At 59.3% G+C, this 19,245-nt stretch carries 21 protein-coding genes and 1 tRNA gene; 15 read left to right on the top strand and 7 right to left on the bottom strand.

What is annotated here, in order from left to right:
- Window positions 1–73: 73 nt before the first annotated feature.
- Window positions 74–496, top strand: a complete 423-nt coding sequence (locus tag GS614_RS07835; protein ID WP_171725891.1) for an excalibur calcium-binding domain-containing protein — start codon at window positions 74–76, stop codon at window positions 494–496.
- Window positions 497–658: 162 nt separating this feature from the next.
- Window positions 659–892, top strand: a complete 234-nt coding sequence (locus GS614_RS07830) for a zf-TFIIB domain-containing protein (RefSeq protein ID WP_171725963.1) — start codon at window positions 659–661, stop codon at window positions 890–892.
- 5 nt (window positions 893–897) lie between these two features.
- Here the strand turns inward: GS614_RS07830 and GS614_RS07825 are convergent, their stop codons facing one another.
- The 5 genes from GS614_RS07825 to GS614_RS07805 all read right to left on the bottom strand — a co-directional run bounded on the left by GS614_RS07825 (window position 898) and on the right by GS614_RS07805 (window position 5,555).
- Window positions 898–1,326: a hypothetical protein gene (locus GS614_RS07825; protein ID WP_171725890.1), complete on the bottom strand. Its 429-nt coding sequence runs from the start codon at window positions 1,324–1,326 to the stop codon at window positions 898–900.
- 43 nt (window positions 1,327–1,369) lie between these two features.
- Window positions 1,370–2,077 carry an ORF6N domain-containing protein gene (locus GS614_RS07820; RefSeq protein ID WP_171725889.1) on the bottom strand — a complete coding sequence of 236 codons (708 nt, stop codon included), beginning with the start codon at window positions 2,075–2,077 and terminating at the stop codon, window positions 1,370–1,372.
- Between the two features lie 154 nt (window positions 2,078–2,231).
- Window positions 2,232–3,095 (bottom strand): DUF4238 domain-containing protein, encoded by an 864-nt coding sequence (locus tag GS614_RS07815; protein WP_171725888.1) that lies wholly within the window; start codon window positions 3,093–3,095, stop codon window positions 2,232–2,234.
- 1 nt (window position 3,096) lies between these two features.
- Window positions 3,097–5,283, bottom strand: coding sequence for an excinuclease ABC subunit UvrB (uvrB, locus tag GS614_RS07810; protein ID WP_171725887.1), 2,187 nt, complete (start codon window positions 5,281–5,283; stop codon window positions 3,097–3,099).
- Between the two features lie 14 nt (window positions 5,284–5,297).
- Window positions 5,298–5,555, bottom strand: a complete 258-nt coding sequence (locus GS614_RS07805; RefSeq protein ID WP_171725886.1) for a hypothetical protein — start codon at window positions 5,553–5,555, stop codon at window positions 5,298–5,300.
- A 157-nt stretch (window positions 5,556–5,712) separates the two neighbouring features.
- Between GS614_RS07805 and GS614_RS07800 the strand changes: the two genes are divergently transcribed.
- The 13 genes from GS614_RS07800 to GS614_RS07740 all read left to right on the top strand — a co-directional run bounded on the left by GS614_RS07800 (window position 5,713) and on the right by GS614_RS07740 (window position 17,566).
- Window positions 5,713–6,024 carry an ETC complex I subunit gene (locus GS614_RS07800; protein ID WP_152459136.1) on the top strand — a complete coding sequence of 104 codons (312 nt, stop codon included), beginning with the start codon at window positions 5,713–5,715 and terminating at the stop codon, window positions 6,022–6,024.
- Entirely contained in the window at window positions 6,025–6,501 is a 477-nt protein-coding gene (locus tag GS614_RS07795) for a GNAT family N-acetyltransferase (RefSeq protein ID WP_171725885.1), read from the top strand.
- A 21-nt stretch (window positions 6,502–6,522) separates the two neighbouring features.
- Window positions 6,523–6,599: transfer RNA gene (locus GS614_RS07790), tRNA-Arg, on the top strand.
- A 381-nt stretch (window positions 6,600–6,980) separates the two neighbouring features.
- Window positions 6,981–7,994 (top strand): inositol 2-dehydrogenase, encoded by a 1,014-nt coding sequence (gene iolG, locus GS614_RS07785; protein ID WP_171725884.1) that lies wholly within the window; start codon window positions 6,981–6,983, stop codon window positions 7,992–7,994.
- A 124-nt stretch (window positions 7,995–8,118) separates the two neighbouring features.
- The gene (locus GS614_RS07780; RefSeq protein WP_170347329.1) at window positions 8,119–9,039 is read left to right on the top strand and encodes a sugar ABC transporter substrate-binding protein; all 921 of its coding nucleotides are present in this window, start codon (window positions 8,119–8,121) and stop codon (window positions 9,037–9,039) included.
- Window positions 9,040–9,108: 69 nt separating this feature from the next.
- Complete coding sequence (locus tag GS614_RS07775) at window positions 9,109–10,215, top strand: ABC transporter permease (RefSeq protein ID WP_171118992.1); 1,107 nt, start codon at window positions 9,109–9,111, stop codon at window positions 10,213–10,215.
- Between the two features lies 1 nt (window position 10,216).
- Window positions 10,217–11,038: an ATP-binding cassette domain-containing protein gene (locus GS614_RS07770; RefSeq protein ID WP_170347331.1), complete on the top strand. Its 822-nt coding sequence runs from the start codon at window positions 10,217–10,219 to the stop codon at window positions 11,036–11,038.
- A gap of 152 nt (window positions 11,039–11,190) precedes the next feature.
- On the top strand, window positions 11,191–13,023 hold the full coding sequence (iolD, locus tag GS614_RS07765; protein ID WP_171725883.1) for a 3D-(3,5/4)-trihydroxycyclohexane-1,2-dione acylhydrolase (decyclizing): 1,833 nt from the start codon (window positions 11,191–11,193) through the stop codon (window positions 13,021–13,023).
- Window positions 13,020–13,919: a myo-inosose-2 dehydratase gene (gene iolE, locus GS614_RS07760; RefSeq protein WP_171725882.1), complete on the top strand. Its 900-nt coding sequence runs from the start codon at window positions 13,020–13,022 to the stop codon at window positions 13,917–13,919. The genes iolD and iolE overlap by 4 nt, the downstream gene beginning before the upstream one ends.
- 49 nt (window positions 13,920–13,968) lie before the next feature.
- Window positions 13,969–15,150 (top strand): phytanoyl-CoA dioxygenase family protein, encoded by a 1,182-nt coding sequence (locus GS614_RS07755; RefSeq protein ID WP_171725881.1) that lies wholly within the window; start codon window positions 13,969–13,971, stop codon window positions 15,148–15,150.
- A 48-nt stretch (window positions 15,151–15,198) separates the two neighbouring features.
- Window positions 15,199–16,005: a 5-deoxy-glucuronate isomerase gene (gene iolB, locus GS614_RS07750; RefSeq protein ID WP_171329146.1), complete on the top strand. Its 807-nt coding sequence runs from the start codon at window positions 15,199–15,201 to the stop codon at window positions 16,003–16,005.
- On the top strand, window positions 16,002–16,760 hold the full coding sequence (locus GS614_RS07745; protein WP_171329148.1) for an SDR family NAD(P)-dependent oxidoreductase: 759 nt from the start codon (window positions 16,002–16,004) through the stop codon (window positions 16,758–16,760). Before iolB ends, GS614_RS07745 begins: the two co-directional genes overlap by 4 nt.
- A gap of 26 nt (window positions 16,761–16,786) precedes the next feature.
- On the top strand, window positions 16,787–17,566 hold the full coding sequence (locus GS614_RS07740) for a TIM barrel protein (RefSeq protein WP_171206819.1): 780 nt from the start codon (window positions 16,787–16,789) through the stop codon (window positions 17,564–17,566).
- Window positions 17,567–17,569: 3 nt separating this feature from the next.
- Here the strand turns inward: GS614_RS07740 and GS614_RS07735 are convergent, their stop codons facing one another.
- Together GS614_RS07735 and GS614_RS07730 are read right to left on the bottom strand one after the other, a co-directional pair.
- A complete protein-coding gene (locus GS614_RS07735; protein WP_171206818.1) occupies window positions 17,570–18,409 on the bottom strand; it encodes a class II fructose-bisphosphate aldolase in 840 nt (279 codons plus the stop codon).
- Window positions 18,406–19,242: a 5-deoxy-glucuronate isomerase gene (locus tag GS614_RS07730; RefSeq protein ID WP_171725880.1), complete on the bottom strand. Its 837-nt coding sequence runs from the start codon at window positions 19,240–19,242 to the stop codon at window positions 18,406–18,408. Before GS614_RS07730 ends, GS614_RS07735 begins: the two co-directional genes overlap by 4 nt.
- Between the last annotated feature and the right edge of the window lie 3 nt (window positions 19,243–19,245).

Raw genomic sequence — 19,245 nt, 5'->3', positions numbered from 1 at the left:
TGCGCCATTTGTTTTACCTCAGCGTTATGGGATTGCCTCGGCTTTGCCACAAATCGACGTTACAGATCAGGCAATGCTGTTCAAGAAACCCTCGCAGGATACGCCTGATCCGAAGCCACGGCCGTCCAGACGACACCGGCGCGCAGAGGCGACGCGCAGGCACGCGCTGTCTCCGCTACGCATATTGGTCATGGTTCTGTTGTTGCCGCTGACCACCGTGCTGATCGCCACGGGTGTTTTTCTGCGCCTGTCCGAATTTGAGCGGGAAGAGGCGGTGATCCACCTGATCGCATTGGCAGGTTGTGATGCAACGCAGTCGTTGGGGGTGGGGCCGTTTTACGCGGGGCAGGCGGGTTATCACAAGCGTAATGACCCGGATGGCGACGGGGTCGCCTGTGGCGCTGCCAGCGCGCCCCGGGCAACTGCGCCGCAAGTTCACAACAGTCCCGAACCGCAACAGCGGTCTCTTGGAACGGCAAAGTTCGTGCGCCCCTGACGGTTGTAATCGCGAAGTCCAGAAATTCTGCCTGGGCCGGGGCCAGTTGCCTGTGTCATCCCGCTTGACCCAAGCGAACGGGCGTCATGTCACAGAGGGATGGCAATGCAGCGGATCAACCCCATCTCATATAGATTAGATGGCAAAACAGGAGATCGTATGATGCAATGCCCGATTGACGGAACTCAACTGGTCATCACGGACAGAAACGGGGTTGAAATCGACTATTGTCCGCAATGCCGAGGTGTCTGGCTGGATCGGGGCGAACTGGACAAGATCATCGAGCGTTCGACAGCGTATTCTCAGCCACGACCCGGCTACGATGACCGGGCGGATCACGGCTATCGCAAGAAAAAGAAGCGTGGCGGTTTTCTGGAAGATCTGTTCGATTTCTGACCCGGTCAGGACAGCTGAGCCCCGGCACATTCGCGGAAAATGCGAACCTGGGGCGCTGCACCGTCCAAGGGAAATTCACTCACCCTGTCCTGCGTAAACGCATAGGCGGTCCGGTTGTATTCCAGCCCGTCCAGCACGTTTCCAAATCCGGTATCGGTAACTGTCAGCATCGATGCACCGTCGGACAGAAAATGATGCGGAGTGGCGATTTCGATGGGGTTTGGCCCCTCGAACCGCATCGCGAACCATGGGGTGTTGGTCCAACCTTCGGCCTTGCGGGTCACGGACAGGGTGTAAAGCGGTTTTGCCGGGTCATAGGTCAGGAATATCTCTGCCGAGTCCGTCACGTGTGACAGGGTGCAGATCTGGCCCACCGTTGCTTCCCACGCGGCGGCGGGTGTGCCAAGGATCAATGATAACAGGACAACGCGCATGGGGCGGAGTCTAGCGGCCGAAAGGTCCGGGGCAAGGGCTGCGTCAGCCTTTCATCGCATTCAGCAGGTCCAGCAACCTCTTGCGGTCGTCATCATCGGCATAATCGCCGGCGGCCAACCGTTCGGCGATACGCAGGCGCAGACGCTCGTGCTGGGTGCGCACCTCTTCGCCGGCGGTTTCGGCCAGGGTCTTCATGATCACCGCCACCGCCTGCTGGCGCTTGGTGGTGGGGTTGGCGATATAGTCGACAAGGCTCTGCTGCCCGGAATCGAGGATGTTTTCGGCCAGCGCCCGCAACTGATCGCCATTGGGCAGCAACGGGGCGGGGGTGCCCTCGGGCGGCAGGATCTCGGGCGCGCTGCGCGGGGTTTCGGTCAGGGCGTTGGCGCCGTCGACGAAGGCCTCGGTGATCATGCGGGTGATCTTGATCGCGCGCGGGTCCTTGAACAGGGTCGAGGCGATGGCTACGCCGTAATCGGTATAGACCCACGGGTTGACCCGCCGCCCACCGCGGCCTTTGGGCTTTGAAATCACATTCTGTGATTGCAAATCGGCCACCTCGGCATCGGTCAGTTGAAAGCGGTAGCCCTCGAACAGGTCCTTGTTGCGCGAGACGGCCTGATTGAAGGCGCTGACGGATTTTCCGTAGAACCGCGCCAGATCCTCGGCCAGCACCACGCGGGTTCCTCGCACCCGGTGAATGGCGCTTTGGACCTCATGCGTGCTGGGCAGGGTGTTCGGGTTCGTCATGGCAGCCGTTTGGAATCACAATTTGTGATTTCAAACGTGGAGGAGGGGGAGGTGGGTGGCAAGGGTGGAGTATGGGGGTGACGAGATTAGTAGATTTACTCAAACGTGTAGGAAGGCTCCAACAGTGAAGGGTCGAAGCCTATAATAAGCTCGCTCACCACTCTGAGGTTGCAAGCGACTGAAGCAATAATTGCGAGGTAGACGCAATCGCTTGGCTATTTTTAGTCAAAGCTCGATTAAGGTTTCTAACGTTGGCGTCGTCAAACAATACGCAGTCAGGAGCCGAAGAGTCCGCGACAAAGCCAACCGCAATATTGGGCGCAAAAGTTGTCCACTCTTCTACACCCAACTCACCCAACTCTTGCTTTGGATAATCTTCAAATCTGGCAACAGGATTGCTGGAGACTATGAACTGTTTATTCGCACGCTTTGGAGTGCCAACAATTATCTTCATCTTCTCAAGCCTAGAGAGGATTTTTACAGATTGCTGTCCAAAATTCGATACTCGACTATTTCGAATAGCCCGCGCTCTAAAGCTTTCATCGTCGAGAAGTAGTTTCTCGTCGTCGGTTAAGGGGCGGTACGTTGCCTCAAATTCGCGTGCAAGGTCAGCAGTGAAAGTTTCATTCGCTACCTCTTGGACAAGCGGGTCAGTGAAATCTGGGGACCTTTTCTTATGGTTATAAAAAAATTGAATGAACCTGTACCGAAGATCCTGAGTGGAAAAAGTCAACTTGCCAGTGTCGAGGGCTCGCTGAAAAGTACCCACCCAATCAGGAATGTAGTTGTCCAATTCGTAAGCGAAGAATCTCTCAATCGTATCATCCTTTGAGCCATCTTTGCGTTCGAATGAGTTGAAGTGCATTCTCCGAAATACACTGTCGATATTTCGGCGCTCGGGAACCTTCGAGTCAGATTGCTTGGATACATAATATAGTGACTTTCCTGAAACGCAGAAGTTTCGAAGAATTGCCTTGGCGACATAGTGGTGTTTGCTCGGAACCTTGTGCTTACTCAACTTAACGCTTCCGCCCTTTCACATTCCCGCCCCGCTGCCCCGGCCTGCCGGCCGTTGACCGTCCACGTGATTTCACTGCGTCTTCCGAGGCTTTCTCGACCGCCCATTGCCGTGCCATGGGGTCGTCGGCGACGGCCAGATCGACCGCTTCCAGGCGTTTGATCTCATCGCGGATGTTGGCGGCCTCTTCGAATTCCAGGTTCTCGGCCGCCTTGCGCATCTTCTCGCGCAGCCCGTCCAGATGGGCCTCGAGGTTCGCGCCGTGCATCGGTTTGTCGATGGTGGCGGTGACGCGGTTCATGTCGACGTCGCCTTGGTAGAGACCGGCCAGAACGTCCTCGACATTCTTTTTCACCGTCGCGGGGGTGATGCCGTGTTCTTCGTTATAGGCGAGCTGTTTGGCGCGGCGGCGGTTGGTCTCACCCAACGCGCGCTCCATCGAGCCGGTGATCTTGTCGGCATACATGATCACCCGGCCATCGGCGTTGCGCGCGGCGCGGCCGATGGTCTGGATCAGGGATGTTTCCGAGCGCAGGAAGCCCTCTTTATCCGCATCCAGAATGGCGACCAGCCCGCATTCGGGGATGTCGAGCCCCTCGCGCAGCAGGTTGATGCCCACCAGCACGTCGAAGGCCCCCAGCCGCAGGTCGCGCAGAATCTCGATCCGTTCCAGCGTGTCGATGTCGGAATGCATGTAGCGGACCTTGATGCCCTGTTCGTGCAGGTATTCGGTCAGGTCCTCGGCCATGCGTTTGGTCAGCGTGGTGACCAGCGTGCGGAAGCCATTGGCGGCAACTTTGCGCACCTCGTCCAGCAGGTCGTCGACCTGCATCTCGACGGGGCGGATTTCGACCTCGGGGTCCAAAAGGCCCGTTGGGCGGATCACCTGTTCGGTGAAGACGCCGCCGGTCTGTTCGATCTCCCACTTAGCCGGGGTGGCGCTGACGAAGACGGACTGCGGGCGCATGGCGTCCCATTCCTCGAATTTGAGGGGGCGGTTGTCCATGCAGGACGGCAGGCGGAAGCCGTGTTCAGCCAGCGTGAACTTGCGGCGATAGTCGCCCCGATACATGCCGCCGATCTGCGGAACGCTGACGTGGGATTCATCGGCAAAAACGATGGCGTTGTCGGGGATGAATTCGAACAGGGTCGGGGGCGGCTCGCCCGGCGCGCGGCCGGTCAAATAGCGCGAGTAGTTCTCGATCCCGTTGCAGACGCCGGTGGCCTCGAGCATCTCCAGATCGAAATTGGTGCGCTGTTCCAGCCGCTGCGCCTCGAGCAGCTTGCCCTCGCCCACCAGTTGATCCAGCCGCTGGCGCAGTTCCTTTTTGATGCCGATGATGGCCTGCTGCATCGTCGGTTTCGGCGTGACATAGTGCGAGTTCGCATAGACGCGCACCTGTTCCATTGTCGCGGCGCGCTCGCCGGTCAGCGGATCGAATTCGGTGATGCTTTCCAGTTCCTCACCGAAGAACGAGAATTTCCAGGCGCGATCCTCAAGGTGGGCGGGCCAGATTTCAAGGCTGTCGCCCCGCACCCGGAATGACCCGCGCTGGAAGGCTTGATCGTTGCGGCGGTATTGCTGGGCCACCAGATCGGCCATCACCTGCCGCTGGTCGTATTCGTGCCCGACCTTCAGATCCTGTGTCATCGCCCCGTAGGTCTCGACCGAGCCGATGCCATAGATGCACGAGACCGAGGCCACGATGATCACGTCGTCCCGTTCCAGCAGCGCCCGCGTGGCCGAGTGGCGCATCCGGTCGATCTGTTCGTTGATCTGCGATTCCTTCTCGATATACGTGTCAGATCGCGCGACATAGGCCTCGGGCTGGTAGTAGTCGTAGTAGGAGACGAAGTATTCCACCGCGTTTTCCGGGAAAAAACCCTTGAACTCACCATATAGCTGCGCCGCCAATGTCTTGTTGGGGGCGAGGATGATGGCCGGGCGCTGAGTTTCCTCGATCACCTTGGCCATGGTGAAGGTTTTGCCCGTACCGGTCGCCCCCAACAGAACCTGATCGCGCTCTCCATCCAGAATGCCGCCCGCAAGCTCCTTGATCGCGGTTGGCTGGTCTCCTGCGGGGGCGAACTCCGTATGCATGACAAACCGTTTGCCGCCTTCCAGTTTCAGGCGGGCCCGAACATCTTCGGTTGTCATTTGGGTCTTGTCGGAATGGGCGTATGGCATGGGCAGGCTCCGGATCAGGCCCTTACATTTGTTCTTATTTTGTCCAACTGCAAGGGCTGATCCGGTACAAATCTCCCAGTTTCGACACTGGGCAGATACGCATCCGGATTGTGATCCGAACCAACCTTGCCGGCCAACGCGCCAAGCTCGCCGATGAGAGCCTTCGTCATCATCGGTTTGCCGGCGATTACGGTATGGGCTTCGGTCGAGGGCATCGCCCGGTTGTTCCCGGGGTTCGCGTCGACGCCCAGAATGCATTCACTATGGATCATCTGCTTATCCTTCGGCTGATTTGTCGAAGATCATAGTTGGCCCTGATGACAGTTTCTGTCATTGGCTTGCTTCGACAATCCGCGACAATTGTTGTCTTGTCCCGGGCTGCACTCTGACGCATAAACAGGTCCAGCCAAGTGAGTACGGAGAGGCGACATGCGCGCACGGATTTACCAGCCTGCAAGGAATGCGATGACTTCAGGGATGGCCAAGACCCGCAAGTGGGTTCTGGAATATGCCCCCGCTTCGGCACGTGAGGTTGATCCGCTGATGGGCTGGACTTCATCCAACGACACGCAAACCCAGATACGCCTGAAATTCGACACCAAGAAAGAGGCGATGGATTATGCCAGGGACAATGGTATCGATGCGCAGGTCAGCGAGCCGCACAAGCGCAAACCCAACCTGCGCGCACGCGGCTACGGAGAAAACTTCGCCACTGACCGCCGTGGGCCCTGGACACACTGAATGATCGAAATTCGCGAGGCCGACCCCACCTCGGACGTTTTGCGCCCGATTGTGGAAGCTCATTTCGCCCACAGCGAATCGGCCGGCCCTGCTGAAAGCAACCATACGATGAGCGCAGAATCACTGGCCGGACCGGGCATTCGATTCTGTGCGATTTACGACGATCAGCAGGCGTTGGGCTGCGGCGCCTTGAAGCTGTTGCCCGATGGCACGGCCGAGGTGAAGTCGGTGCATATCCTCGCACAGGCACGGGGGCGCGGACTTGCGCGTGTCATGATGGCTCATCTGGCCGATCTGGCGCGCGCAGAAGGCGTAAAAGCTTTGGTTTTGGAAACCGGGGCAGAGCATCTTCCAGAGTATGATGCCGCCCGCAAGCTCTACGAAGCGTTGGGTTATTCCTATTGCGGACCGATCTTTGGGTACAGTGACGATCCGAACAGCGCATTCATGCGCTTGGCTCTTGAACCCCGCTCGTAAAAACCGCAAGAAGGGTGCAGCGGTCCCTTAGCTCAACTGGATAGAGCAGCTGACTTCTAATCAGCAGGTTGAGGGTTCGAGTCCTTCAGGGATCGCCATTCTCGAATTTCGATTTCGATGAACACGTCAGGCCGCAATGCGGGCTGTTTCTTCGCGGTTGTTGGGTGAGGTATGAAGGGCTGGACGAGGGGGTCATGCCAGCCCTTCTAAGGGGTCACAGAGTGGTAGTGTGTGTTCCTTAACCAAACATTAACCTGATTCACCATGTTCCGAAATTGGGGGATTCCCGTAGGACGGCCAATGCGCGGATTTCAGCGTGTGAGTTGCAGCTGGCGGATCGGGATCCGGGGTCATAACGCGAATTCTTCAGGATGAATTGGGGCCTGGGCCGTAAAAGCGCCAAGGTTGTGAAAAAAATATTGCAACCGGTTGCAAATAGAATCATTGTTGCGCGCAACAACAAGATTCGGGAGATCTGTATGTTGAACGTCGGATTGTTGGGTGCCGGGCGCATCGGGCGTGTACATGCGCAGGCGATTGCATCGCATCGGGGCAGCAAACTCGTTTCTGTTTCCGATGCCTTGCCCGAGGCCGCGGCCAGCCTTGCCAGCGATCATGGGGCCGCGGCGCGCAGTTCCGAAGAGATCATTGCGGATCCGGAAATCGGCGCGGTTCTGATTGCAACTCCAACAGATACGCATTCTGACCTGATTGAAGCAGCGACAGGCGCAGGGAAAGCCGTCCTGTGTGAAAAGCCCGTTGATTTGGACCTGAAGCGCGCCACGGAATGTCTGAATTCGGTCTCGGAACGCGGCAAGCCGGTCATGATAGGGTTCAATCGGCGATTTGATCCCAATTTTGCGACCTTGAAGGCGGGTTTGGATGCGGGTGACATCGGCAAGGCAGAGCTCCTGTCGATCACATCGTTTGACCCGGCGCCGCCACCGGTCAGCTACGTAAAGGTGTCTGGCGGTTTGTTTCGGGACATGATGATTCATGATTTCGACATGGCGAACTTCCTGATGGGGGACGTTCCCGAAACAATCTCGGCGGTTGGGTCTTCGCTTGTGGATGCTGAAATTGGCGCCGCGGGGGATGTGGATACAGCGGCAGTTACAATGACTTACGCGGATGGCCGCATCGCGGTCATCAAGAATTCGCGGCGCGCGGCCTATGGCTATGACCAGCGGGTCGAACTGCTGGGGTCCGAGGGGTTGCTACAGGCTCAGAACATGCTGGAAAACACTGTCATAAAGTCAACGGCGGACGGTGTCGTGGGTGCCAAGCCGACCTATTTTTTCCTGGAACGCTACATGCCTGCATACCGCGTGGAATGGGCCGCATTTGTCGACGCTGTTGAAAGTGGGTCCGAAGTTCCGGTCACGCTGAAGGATGGTGTTGCAGCGCTGGCGATGGCCGAGGCCGCAACCCTGTCGGCGCGGGCAGGAAAACCGGTTCGGACGGAAGAAATTTTGAAACCGGTTGCAAAATGATCGAAATTCTTCAAACTAACATCAGCTCGGCCCAGCGCCGCAGCCACTGAGATTCGGCACAGCCGGATGATCGGGGCTGGTACCCCGACAGAAGATCAGACTGAACCATTGGGAGGAAACTGAAATGAAGAAATTCGTTAAAGGCGCGCTTGCTGCGGGGGCACTGGCCTTGGCCACACCTGCATTTGCGCAGGAAATCGTCGTCGTGTCGCATGGCCAGGCCAATGACGCATTCTGGAACGTCGTGAAAAACGGTGTTGAGCAGGCCGGAAAGGATGTCGGTGTGAACGTGGAATATCGTGCACCTGAAACCTTTGACATGGTGGCCATGTCGCAGCTGATCGACGCCGCCGTGAACCAGGAGCCTGACGGGCTGATCGTCTCGATCCCGGATGCGGATGCGCTTGGCCCCTCGATCGAACGTGCGGTTGCCGCCGGTATCCCGGTGATCTCGATCAACTCGGGCGCGGAAGTGGCCAAGGAACTGGGCGCTCTGCTGCATGTAGGCCAGGACGAATATGATGCGGGCAAGGCGGCTGGTGAAAAGCTGGCCTCGATGGGTGGAACCAATGCGATCTGTGTCAACCACGAGGTCGGCAACGTGTCACTTGACCTGCGCTGCGAAGGTTTCACCGAGGGGTTTGGCGGTAAAGTAACCGTTCTGCCGACCTCGAACGATCCGTCCGAGATCGAGTCCAAGGTTGCTGCCGCTCTGGCCTCTGACGAAAGCGTCGATACCGTTATGGCGCTGGGCGCAAGCTCGGCCGGCGAGCCTTCGGTTGCTGCGGCCAAAGCCTCGGGGCGGGATTTGAATGTTGCCTCGTTCGACCTGTCGGCCAACTTCCTCCAGTCAATCGTGGATGGTGACGCGGCCTTTGCCATTGACCAGCAGCAGTACCTTCAGGGCTACCTGTCGGTGAACTTCATGGGTCTGCACGCCAAATACGGCCTGATGCCGGGCGGCGACGTGCCTTCGGGTCCGAACCTGATCACTCAGGACAAGGCCGCACAGGTCATCGAACTGTCCGCGCAGGGTATCCGCTGATTTCGGCGCCATCCGACAAACAACAGGATCGGCGCCAACGCGCCGGTCTCACCGAATTGGGAGGAAACCATGAGTGAATCAGCGCCCGTCCTGTCGGACGAAAGGGTCAAGAAAGAACCATTCCTGACCAAACTGATGAAAAGACCCGAGCTGGGCGCCATTGCAGGTGCGGTTCTGGTATTCGTGTTCTTTGCGATTACCGCAGATGAATCGATGTTCACTCTGGCCGGTGTCATGAACTTCATGACCCCCGCGGCACAGTTGGGTATCCTGGCGATCGGTGCGGCACTGCTGATGATCGGTGGAGAGTTCGACCTGTCGATCGGATCGATGGTCGCGTTTTCGGGGCTGTTTTTCGGCGTCTGCGTCGTGACCTGGCAACTGCCGCTGATCTTTGCCATCCCAATGACATTCGTATTTGCGGCCTGTGTCGGTGCGGTCAACGGCAATATCGTGATCCGTTCGGGCCTGCCTTCGTTCATTGTAACGCTGGCGTTTCTGTTCATCCTTCGTGGCCTGTCACTGGTGGGCCTGAAAATGGCGACAGGCGGTTCGACCCAGTTGCGCGGTGTGCGCGACGCGGTCGAAAACGACTGGCTGGCCCCCTTCTTTTCGGGCGAAGCATTCGGCAGCCTGTTCGCATGGCTGGCCGCCAACGGCATGATCGATACATTCAAAAGCGGCGCGCCCAAGGTCCCGGGAATTCCCGTCGAAATCCTGTGGTTCATTGTCATTACACTGGCGGCAACCTACGTGCTGCTGCGTACCCCGGTGGGGAACTGGATTTTCGCCTCGGGTGGAGACAGCACGGCTGCATCCAATTCGGGTGTTCCGGTGAACCGCGTCAAGGTTTCACTGTTCATGCTGACGGCGTGCTGTGCCGCCCTTGTGGCGATCATTACCGTCATGGACGCGGGCTCGACCGATGCGCGGCGGGGGTTCCAGAAGGAATTCGAGGCGATCATTGCCGCGGTGATCGGCGGCTGCCTGCTGACCGGCGGATACGGCTCGGCCATCGGGGCTTTCTTCGGCTCGATCATCTTTGGAATGGTCGTCATCGGCCTGACCTATACCGACTTTGATCAGGATTGGTTCCAGGTCTTCCTGGGTGCCATGCTGTTGATTGCCGTTCTGTTCAACAACGCGATCCGCAAGCGCGTAACCGGGGAGCGCTGATATGACCGAAGACACCAAGTTCCACCATGGCGATGCCGTCGGCGATCAGGCGCCCATCGTTCAGATGAAAGACATCGAAAAGCACTTTGGCAATATCATCGCGCTTGCTGGCGTCAGCTTTGACGTCAAGCCGGGGGAATGCCATTGCCTGCTGGGCGACAACGGCGCGGGTAAGTCCACCTTCATCAAGACCATGTCCGGGGTGCACAAACCGACCAAGGGCGAGATCATGTTCGAAGGTCAGCCGCTGCATTTCGACACGCCGCGCGATGCAATGGAAGCAGGTATCGCCACGGTGTTTCAGGATCTGGCGATGATCCCGCTGATGAGCGTGACGCGCAATTTCTTCATGGGGCGCGAACCCACCAAGGGCAAAGGTCTGCTCAAGCGGTTCGATGTGGATCATGCAAACGAAGTCTGCATGGAAGAGATGCGCAAGATGGGCATCAATCTGCGCGCGCCGGATCAGGCGGTTGGTACATTGTCAGGCGGCGAACGTCAGACGGTGGCCATCGCGCGGGCGGTGTATTTCGGTGCCAAGATCCTGATCCTGGACGAACCGACCTCGGCACTTGGGGTGCGTCAGACGTCGAATGTTCTGGCCACGATCGACCGGGTGCGCAGCCAGGGTGTCGGCGTGGTTTTCATCAGCCACAACGTGCGCCATGCGCTGGCGGTGGGTGATCGGTTTACCGTGCTGAACCGTGGCAAAACACTGGGCACTGCCAAACGCGGTGAAATCACACCCGAAGAGTTGCAGGACCTGATGGCCGGCGGTCAGGAAATGGCCGAGCTTGAGGGATCACTGGGCGGTACTGTTTAAAGCAAAACACACGGATGCCCCCACGGGGGCATCCATCGGGCGGTGGCACCTGACGCCACTCTGATTTCAGGCTCTGGTAAAAGGCCTGACACCTTCGCAAATGAGAAAACCCGCGGACCGCCGACAGCGGCTCCGAGCTGAAAGGGATCATGATGAACAAAACAGTCCGATTGACCGCGGCGCAGGCTCTGGTGCGCTATCTCGGGGCGCAGATGAACGAGGCCGGAGAGCCGTTCATCGCAGGTGTGTGGGCGATCTTCGGCCATGGCAACGTGGCAGGTCTGGGCGAGGCGCTGCATGGCGTGAAAGACAGTCTTCCCACCTATCGCGGTCACAACGAACAGACCATGGCACACAGCGCGATTGCTTATGCCAAGCAATTGGGTCGGCGGCGCGCCATGGCGGTGACATCGTCAATCGGACCGGGGGCGACCAATATGGTCACGGCCGCTGCTCTGGCCCATGTAAACCGTCTGCCTGTTTTGTTGCTGCCTGGCGATGTATTTGCGACGCGTGGCCCCGATCCGGTTTTGCAGCAACCCGAAGTGTTCTCGGATGGAACGATCAGTGCGAATGATTGTTTCAGACCGGTCAGCCGGTATTTCGACCGCATCACTCGCCCGGAACATCTGCTGACGGCTCTGCCGCGTGCCTTCCGCACGATGACGGACCCGGCGGATTGCGGCCCGGCGACACTGGCCTTTTGTCAGGACGTGCAGGCCGAGGCCTATGACTATCCCGAAAGCTTCTTTGAACCACGCGTCTGGTATCAGCGCCGCATTCGCCCGGATGAGGGTGAACTGGCCCGTGCCGTTGCCGCGATCAAGGCCGCCAAGCGTCCCGTTATCGTTGCAGGCGGGGGTGTGCATTATTCGGACGCAACCGCCGCGTTGCAGCGCTTTGCCGAAGCACACAATGTCCCGGTGGCCGAGACACAGGCGGGCAAGTCCGCATTGCCCTGGGATAACCCGCTCAACCTTGGTCCCGTTGGTGTGACCGGGGGCGAACCCGCCAATGACATCTGCGCAAAGGCGGATCTTGTGCTGGGCGTCGGCACCCGTTTTCAGGATTTCACTACCGGGTCATGGGGTTTGTTCGCGAACCCCGAGCGTGAGTTGATCAGCCTGAACACCGCTGCCTATGACGCCGAAAAGCACGGAGCGATGCCGTTGCAGGCCGACGCTCGGGTTGGGCTGGGTGAACTCGGCGAAGCGCTGGGCGACCATCGCGCGCCGGATCTGCCTGCGGCATTGAAATCAGATTGGTTCGGCAAAGTTGATGCGCTGACGGATGCCCCTGCGGACAGCAATGCACTTCCCACGGATATGCAGGTGATCGGCGCCGTGCAGCGGGCCGCCAAGGAAAACACTGTTGCGATGTGCGCTGCCGGCACGATGCCGGGTGAGCTGCACAAGCTTTGGAAGGCACCACGCCCCGGAGCCTATCACATGGAATATGGCTTCAGCTGCATGGGGTATGAGATCGCCGGCGCCATGGGCATCAAGATGGCCCAGCCTGACCGCGACGTGATCTGCTTTACCGGTGACGGCACTTATATGATGGCCAACTCGGAAATGGCGACGGCGGCGATGATGGGGATTTCGTTCACTGTTGTCGTCACGGACAACCGCGGGTTTGGGTGCATCAACCGTCTGCAAATGGGGACAGGCGGGGCCGAGTTCAACAACCTTCTCGACCACACTGTGCATGAGACAAAATCAGCCATCGATTTTGCCGCCCATGCGGCAGCGATGGGGGCGACTTCGGTCAAAGTCAGTTCGATTGCCGAACTTGAAGACGCGCTGGCCAAACGCGATGAGGTCAAAGGCCCCTATGTCGTGGTGATCGACACCGATCCCTACCCATCGACCGAATATGGCGGAACCTGGTGGGAAGTGGCGGTGCCCGAGGTCAGCACCCGCCCCGAAGTGAATGAAAAGCGCGCGGCCTATGAAGCAGCCATCAAGGAAAGAAACACGAAATGAGCGTGAAGATCGGCATCTCTCCGATTGCCTGGCAGAATGACGACCTGCCGGACCTGACCGCAGCTTACACGATGGAGCAGGCGCTGAAAGAAGCGCGCGAGATCGGTTATACAGGTGTCGAACGGGGCCAGAGGATGCCCGCCGACACCGAAGGGTTGCGGGCCTATCTGGACGCAAATGACATCGCGCTGTGCGGGGGGTGGTGCTCGGGCAGCACGCTGGTCAACGACCTGCACGCCGAGATCGCCGTGGTGCGTGAACAGGTCGAACAATTCGTTGCGCTGAACAGCCCGTGCATCGTCTATGCCGAATGTTCCAATACCGTCCAGGGACAGATTGGAACGCCTGTCAATGATCGCCCCAAATTGTCGCGGGACGAGGTTCTGGCCTATGCGGGCAGGCTGACCGAACTTGCCAAGTGGATGGCGGATCAGGGCATGCCCATGACCTATCACCATCACATGGGCACGATCATCGAAAGCGAAGATGAGGTGAACTGGCTGATGGAGGGGTCAGGCCCCGAATTGAGCCTGTGTTTCGATACGGGCCATCTGCTGTTTGGTGGCGGCGATGTGATGGCCACGCTGAACCGTTGGGGCGATCGGGTGCATCACGTGCATTTCAAGGATATCCGCCCTGAAATCGTACAGGACACGCGTGAGAACAATCGCAGTTTTCTGGATGCGGTGATCGCGGGCGCGTTCACCGTGCCGGGTGACGGTTGCATCGACTTTCAGGCCGTGGCCGATGCACTGAAAGCAATGGATTACAACGGCTGGATCGTGGTCGAGGCAGAGCAGGACCCGGTTAAGGCGCCGCCCTATGAGTACTCGAAAATGGGCTATGACCACATCGTCGAGGTCTGCGGCAAGGCCGGGCTGAAGATCACCTCATAGATCACCACCACAACGGGGCAACACCGAAGCCATCAGAGAGGAGCACGTCATGGTACAACAGGACCTTGGATATGTCGGCTATTTCGACCGGGAATCCTGTGATCTGGATGAATTCAAGGTGTTGACCTCTCAGACTCTTTCCGCCGAGACGGTGCCTTTTGCCGCCTCGGTCGAAAAGAACGTGCCCGTCTACGATATGCAGGCACTGCGTTCCGGTTTGGAACAGCCTGATATGCGCAGGGCCTTGCTGGCGGAATGGGGCCGGGTGCTGGGCAGATCCGCCGGTGTGATCGCCTTGAAAGGGGCGTATCCCGACACGTCGATCATTGATCGCGCGACGGATGTGTTTCGTGAAATCATCGAAGAAGAACGCCAGGGTGGCGCCGGTGAGGGCGATCACTTTGCTGCCTCGGGCGCGAATGACCGGATCTGGAACGCATTGCAGAAACAGTGCCTGCGCGACCCCGAGGGCTTTGCGCTCTATTTCGGGAGCACGGCGATTGCGGCGGCCTGTGAAGCTTGGCTTGGGCCGAACTATCAGGTGACTGCTCAGGTCAATCAGGTGCGCCCCGGTGGCAAGGCGCAACAGGCGCATCGGGATTATCACCTTGGGTTTCAAAGCGCCGAAAGCGCGGCCCGGTATCCGGCACAGGCGCATCTGGTGACGGCCTCGCTGACCCTGCAAGGGGCGGTTGCCCATTGTGACATGCCGGTGGAAAGCGGGCCGACCAAGTTGTTGCCGTTCTCGCAGCTCTACCCGCCGGGCTATCTGGCGTTCCACGATGAAGCACACCGGGCGCATTTCGAAGACAGCTGTATCCAGTTGCCATTGGAAAAGGGGGACGCGGTGTTCTTCAATCCGGCGCTGTTCCATGCGGCGGGCGCGAACAGCAGCGCCGACATCAATCGCATGGCAAACCTGCTGCAAATCTCATCCGCCTTCGGGCGCGCGATGGAGTCGGTGGATCGGCGGGCGATGTCCGAGGCGGTATTCCCATCTTTGATTGCTCTGAAACAACGGGGCGATCTGACGGTAGCAGAACTGGACGCGGTCATAGCGGCCACGGCAGAGGGCTATCCCTTCCCGACCAATCTGGACACGGACCCCCCGGTCGGGGGCAATGCGCCGGAAAGCCAGGCGGATATTCTGCGTCGCGCGGTTGCGGAAGGATGGACCCAGGCGCGGCTGGCCCAGTCCCTATCGGCCCGGAACCAAAGGCAAGCTGCTTGAATTCAACACAGGCGGGCACTCGGGGGCCGCCCAAGAAGGAGAACAAGAATGGCAGACCTGCTGAAGAAACCGATCGGAACCCACGGCAAGGTACATGACATCACTCCGTCAAGCGCTGGATGGAATTATGTGGGCTTTGGGCTTTATCATCTAAAGGCCGGGGATCGCGCAAACGAAGTGACCGCGGATCGCGAAGTCATCGTTGTGATGGTTGAAGGCAAGGCGCGGATCACCGGGGCCGGACAGGATTGGGGCATTTTGGGCGACCGGATGAGTGTATTCGAAAAAACACCGCCGCATTGCCTGTATCTGCCCAACGGAACCGAGTGGGAGGCCGTGGCGGAAACCGACTGCGTTGTGGCCATCTGTTCGGCGCCGGGTAAGGGCGGTCATACGGCGCGTCGGATTGGACCTGATGGCATAACCCTGACCGAACGCGGCAAAGGGGTAAATACGCGATACATCAACAATATCGCCATGGAGAATGAGGACTACGCAGACAGCCTGTTGGTGACCGAGGTGTTCACGCCGAACGGCCACTGGTCCTCCTATCCCAGCCACCGCCACGACGAGGATGACTATCCCCGCATCACCTATCTGGAAGAGACCTACTACCACCGCCTGAACCCGTCGAACGGGTTTGGGATCCAGCGGGTTTACACCGATGACGGCCAGTTGGATGAGACGATGGCGGTATCAGATGGCGACGTTGTGATCGTCCCGCGCGGCCATCACCCTTGCGGTGCGCCCTATGGGTTTGAGATGTACTATCTGAACGTCATGGCCGGACCGCTGCGGAAATGGCGGTTCGTTCCGGCCCCCGAGGTCGAATGGATCATGGAGCGTGACGGATGAGCCATACTTTCGCCAATTACCCAAGCCTTGCAGGTAAGACGGTTTTCATCACCGGAGGCGCCGGCGGAATTGGCGCGGAAACCGTTCGGGCCTTTGCCGAACAGGGGGCAAAGGTTGGGTTTTTGGACCTCAACGCCGATGCCGGGCTTGCTTTGCTTTCCGAGCTGGACGGAGAGCATGCATTCGCCCAATGCGATCTGCGCAACATTGACGAGATGAACGCCGCAATAGGGCAATTGGTGGAAGAGCTGGGCGACGCGGATGTGCTGGTGAACAACGCGGCCCGGGATGACCGGCACGACTGGCGCGACGTCACGCCTGACTATTGGGATGAGCGTATGGCGACCAATATCCGCCACATGTTCTTTGCCCTTCAGTCGGTGGCACCCGGAATGATCGCCAAGGGTGCAGGTTCGATCATCAATATCGGGTCGAATTCGTGGTGGGAGGCCGGGGCGGGTTTCCCTGCCTATGCCACCGCCAAATCCGCTGTACATGGACTGACCCGCACCATGGCGCGCGAACTGGGCGATCACCGCATCCGCGTCAACACGGTCGTGCCCGGCTGGATCATGACCCAACGCCAGAAAGATCTGTGGGTCACCCCCGAGGCTCTGGCAAAGCAAGTGGATCGTCAGTGCCTGCCCGACCCGATCGACCCGGTCTATGTGGCGCGGATGGTGCTGTTTCTGGCCTCGGACGACGCGGCCATGTGCAGTGCCGGGAACTTCATGGTCGAAGGCGGGTCGATCTAAGTCTTTCCATACCGAAAGAGAAATCAATGCCTCAACCGTTTCAACTTGCGGTCTGTGCCGAGATGCTGTGGCTGGACAGGCCGATGGATTGGCGTGCCGCCCGGCTGGCCGAGATGGGGTTCGGCGTCGGGCTGTGGAACTGGCCGGAGCTCGATATTCCCAGACTGGTCGCAACCGGCGCCAGTTTCACCATCATGAACGGCTATCTTCAGGGGCGGCTGGCCGACGATGACGGGGCCAAGATGCTGCTGGCCTCGGCCGCCGAAACAATTCAGGTCGGCAAGCGTCTGGGCGTTGCGCGTCTGAATCTGCACGGCACCGGGTTGGGTGATGGTGGCATACCGATCTGGCAGCATGACGAGGTCACAGGGCCGATGTGGCTCAAGGCCAGGGACACCCTGAACCGGATCTGTGATCTGGCCCAGGCCGAAGATGTGGTGTTCACGCTTGAAAACCTGAACCTGCTGGACCATCCTGGCTGTCCGTTCGGGTCAACGGCGGACGTGCTCGCCTTGGTTTCGTCGGTTGATCGTCCGCAGTTGCGGATCAATCTCGACCTCTACCATACCCAGATCGGCGAGGGGGATCTGATCCGCTGGTGTGAAAAATGCCTGCCCTGGATCGGAGAGGTGCAGGTGGCCGACAATCCCGGTCGGTGCGAGCCCGGAACTGGCGAGATCAACTATGCCGCCGTGGCGCGTGCGCTGAACGATCTGGGCTATCATGGCCCGGTCGGGATGGAAGCCTTCGCCGCAGGCGACCCGGAAGACGCGCTAAACGCCTTCCGGTCGGCATTCACGCTCTGAGCGTCACCGCTGCGGTGGCGCACCAAAGGCGCGGATCACGGTGCGGGCGGCAGCCATGACCGGATCGTGGGTTTCCTTCAGGATCGTCACCCGGTCGAACCGGTCGGGGTCACGGTTCACGGCCTCGCGCAGCGCGGCGCCGAAGGCCATGCGCAGCTCGGTCCCGATGTTGAATTTGCAGATCGCGGTTTCACGCGCCAGCCGCGCGCGCTGTTCGACCGGCACACCCGATCCGCCATGGATGACCAGTGGAACCTCGGTCATGGAGTCGATCTGGCGTATGCGGTTTTCGTCCAGACCACCTTCCTTGTTCTGCTGAAGGTGGACGTTTCCGACCGAGATTGCCATCGCGTCCACGCCGCTGTCGCGGGCAAACTTCGCGGCTTCCTCGGGATCCGTGCCGTTTGAGCCTTCACCGCCGGAATACCCGACGAAGCCGATCTCGCCCTCGCACGAGATCCCGGCGGCATGGGCCATTTCGGCAATCGCGGCGGTTTCATCGATGTTCTGCTGCAGGGGCTTGCGCGATCCGTCGAACATCAGCGAGGTGAACCCGCTGTCCAGCGCGATCTTGCACTCTTCGAAGGTATAGCCGTGATCCAGATGCGCCACCACGGGCACCGAGGCGTTTTCGGCCAGATACCGGAACATCTTGCCCAGGATCGGCAGCGGGGTGTGCTCGCGGCAGCTGGGTCCGGCTTGCAGGATCACCGGGGCGTTCTCGGCCTCGGCGGCGGCGACATAGGCGCGCATGTCCTCCCAGCCCAGCGTCACCAGGCCGCCGACGGCATAGCCCTGTTCATAGGCCGGTTGCAGGACGTCTTTGAGCGTAGCGAGGGTCATTTGAATTTGGCGATCATGTCTTTGATGCCCGGGATCGTTTCGATCTGATAGGCATGGGTGGGTTGGAAATACTGCACCAGCGACCGCTGGGTCAGCCCGCCGAGGATGGTGAAGTAATACATCTCGTATCCCGGCAGCACGCAGCAGGGGTGATAGCCCTTGTCGATGCAGATCGTGGAGCCATCGACGATGTGATAGGCATCGCCCGGTTCGTTGTCCTCGCGCTGCAGCATCTGCAGGCCCGAGCCCCAGTTGGGTTTGAAGCGGAAATTGTAGGTTTCGTCATGCCGGGTCTCGTCCGGCAGGCGGTTGGAGTCGTGTTTGTGGCTGGGAAAGCCCGACCAGCCGCCCTGACCCACGGTGAACAACTCGCTGACCAGCAGGCGGCCGACCTTGTCATGCTGTTTCTGGCCCAGGATATGCTTGATCTTGCGATGGGTCTTGGTGTCGTCGCTGCCATATTGCACCAGGTCATGCTCGCGCACGTCGAACGGATCCAGCACCTTGTCATACTTTGCGCCTGCCACGAACACCTCGGCCGTCTCTGAAACGCAGACCATCTGCGCCCGTGCCCCCGACGGGACATAGGCGCCTTCGGGTTCGCCATCCCAGACATCTTCGCCCCGGTTGCCCAGATGGGCAAAGCGCACGCCTTCGACGTCCACGTCGACGCTGCCGGTGGCGGGCACGATGCAGGTCTCGTAACCCGGGACCTTGTATTCGAAGGCCTCGCCCTTTTTCAGTTTGACGATGTTGAAATAGTTCAGCGGAACCGTTGGATCATCGGCGTCTACGATGGGTTTGTTCTGATTGTCATAGGGCGCGATATGCATGGT

It is taken from the genome of Ruegeria sp. HKCCD6604 (genome assembly GCF_013110635.1).
GTDB lineage: Bacteria > Pseudomonadota > Alphaproteobacteria > Rhodobacterales > Rhodobacteraceae > Ruegeria.
Note: the sequence above shows the minus strand (reverse complement) of the source record. Positions and strands in the feature narration are given on the sequence as shown.

What these genes read in the sequence shown, in the direction of transcription:
- GS614_RS07835 (WP_171725891.1), top strand. Translation starts at nt 74, where the DNA reads ATGCTGTTCAAGAAACCCTCGCAGGATACGCCTGATCCGAAGCCACGG.
- GS614_RS07830 (WP_171725963.1), top strand. Translation starts at nt 659, where the DNA reads ATGCAATGCCCGATTGACGGAACTCAACTGGTCATCACGGACAGAAAC.
- GS614_RS07825 (WP_171725890.1), bottom strand. Translation starts at nt 1,326, where the DNA reads ATGCGCGTTGTCCTGTTATCATTGATCCTTGGCACACCCGCCGCCGCG.
- GS614_RS07820 (WP_171725889.1), bottom strand. Translation starts at nt 2,077, where the DNA reads ATGACGAACCCGAACACCCTGCCCAGCACGCATGAGGTCCAAAGCGCC.
- uvrB (WP_171725887.1), bottom strand. Translation starts at nt 5,283, where the DNA reads ATGCCATACGCCCATTCCGACAAGACCCAAATGACAACCGAAGATGTT.
- GS614_RS07805 (WP_171725886.1), bottom strand. Translation starts at nt 5,555, where the DNA reads ATGATCCATAGTGAATGCATTCTGGGCGTCGACGCGAACCCCGGGAAC.
- GS614_RS07800 (WP_152459136.1), top strand. Translation starts at nt 5,713, where the DNA reads ATGCGCGCACGGATTTACCAGCCTGCAAGGAATGCGATGACTTCAGGG.
- GS614_RS07795 (WP_171725885.1), top strand. Translation starts at nt 6,025, where the DNA reads ATGATCGAAATTCGCGAGGCCGACCCCACCTCGGACGTTTTGCGCCCG.
- iolG (WP_171725884.1), top strand. Translation starts at nt 6,981, where the DNA reads ATGTTGAACGTCGGATTGTTGGGTGCCGGGCGCATCGGGCGTGTACAT.
- GS614_RS07780 (WP_170347329.1), top strand. Translation starts at nt 8,119, where the DNA reads ATGAAGAAATTCGTTAAAGGCGCGCTTGCTGCGGGGGCACTGGCCTTG.
- GS614_RS07775 (WP_171118992.1), top strand. Translation starts at nt 9,109, where the DNA reads ATGAGTGAATCAGCGCCCGTCCTGTCGGACGAAAGGGTCAAGAAAGAA.
- GS614_RS07770 (WP_170347331.1), top strand. Translation starts at nt 10,217, where the DNA reads ATGACCGAAGACACCAAGTTCCACCATGGCGATGCCGTCGGCGATCAG.
- iolD (WP_171725883.1), top strand. Translation starts at nt 11,191, where the DNA reads ATGAACAAAACAGTCCGATTGACCGCGGCGCAGGCTCTGGTGCGCTAT.
- iolE (WP_171725882.1), top strand. Translation starts at nt 13,020, where the DNA reads ATGAGCGTGAAGATCGGCATCTCTCCGATTGCCTGGCAGAATGACGAC.
- GS614_RS07755 (WP_171725881.1), top strand. Translation starts at nt 13,969, where the DNA reads ATGGTACAACAGGACCTTGGATATGTCGGCTATTTCGACCGGGAATCC.
- iolB (WP_171329146.1), top strand. Translation starts at nt 15,199, where the DNA reads ATGGCAGACCTGCTGAAGAAACCGATCGGAACCCACGGCAAGGTACAT.
- GS614_RS07745 (WP_171329148.1), top strand. Translation starts at nt 16,002, where the DNA reads ATGAGCCATACTTTCGCCAATTACCCAAGCCTTGCAGGTAAGACGGTT.
- GS614_RS07740 (WP_171206819.1), top strand. Translation starts at nt 16,787, where the DNA reads ATGCCTCAACCGTTTCAACTTGCGGTCTGTGCCGAGATGCTGTGGCTG.
- GS614_RS07735 (WP_171206818.1), bottom strand. Translation starts at nt 18,409, where the DNA reads ATGACCCTCGCTACGCTCAAAGACGTCCTGCAACCGGCCTATGAACAG.
- GS614_RS07730 (WP_171725880.1), bottom strand. Translation starts at nt 19,242, where the DNA reads ATGCATATCGCGCCCTATGACAATCAGAACAAACCCATCGTAGACGCC.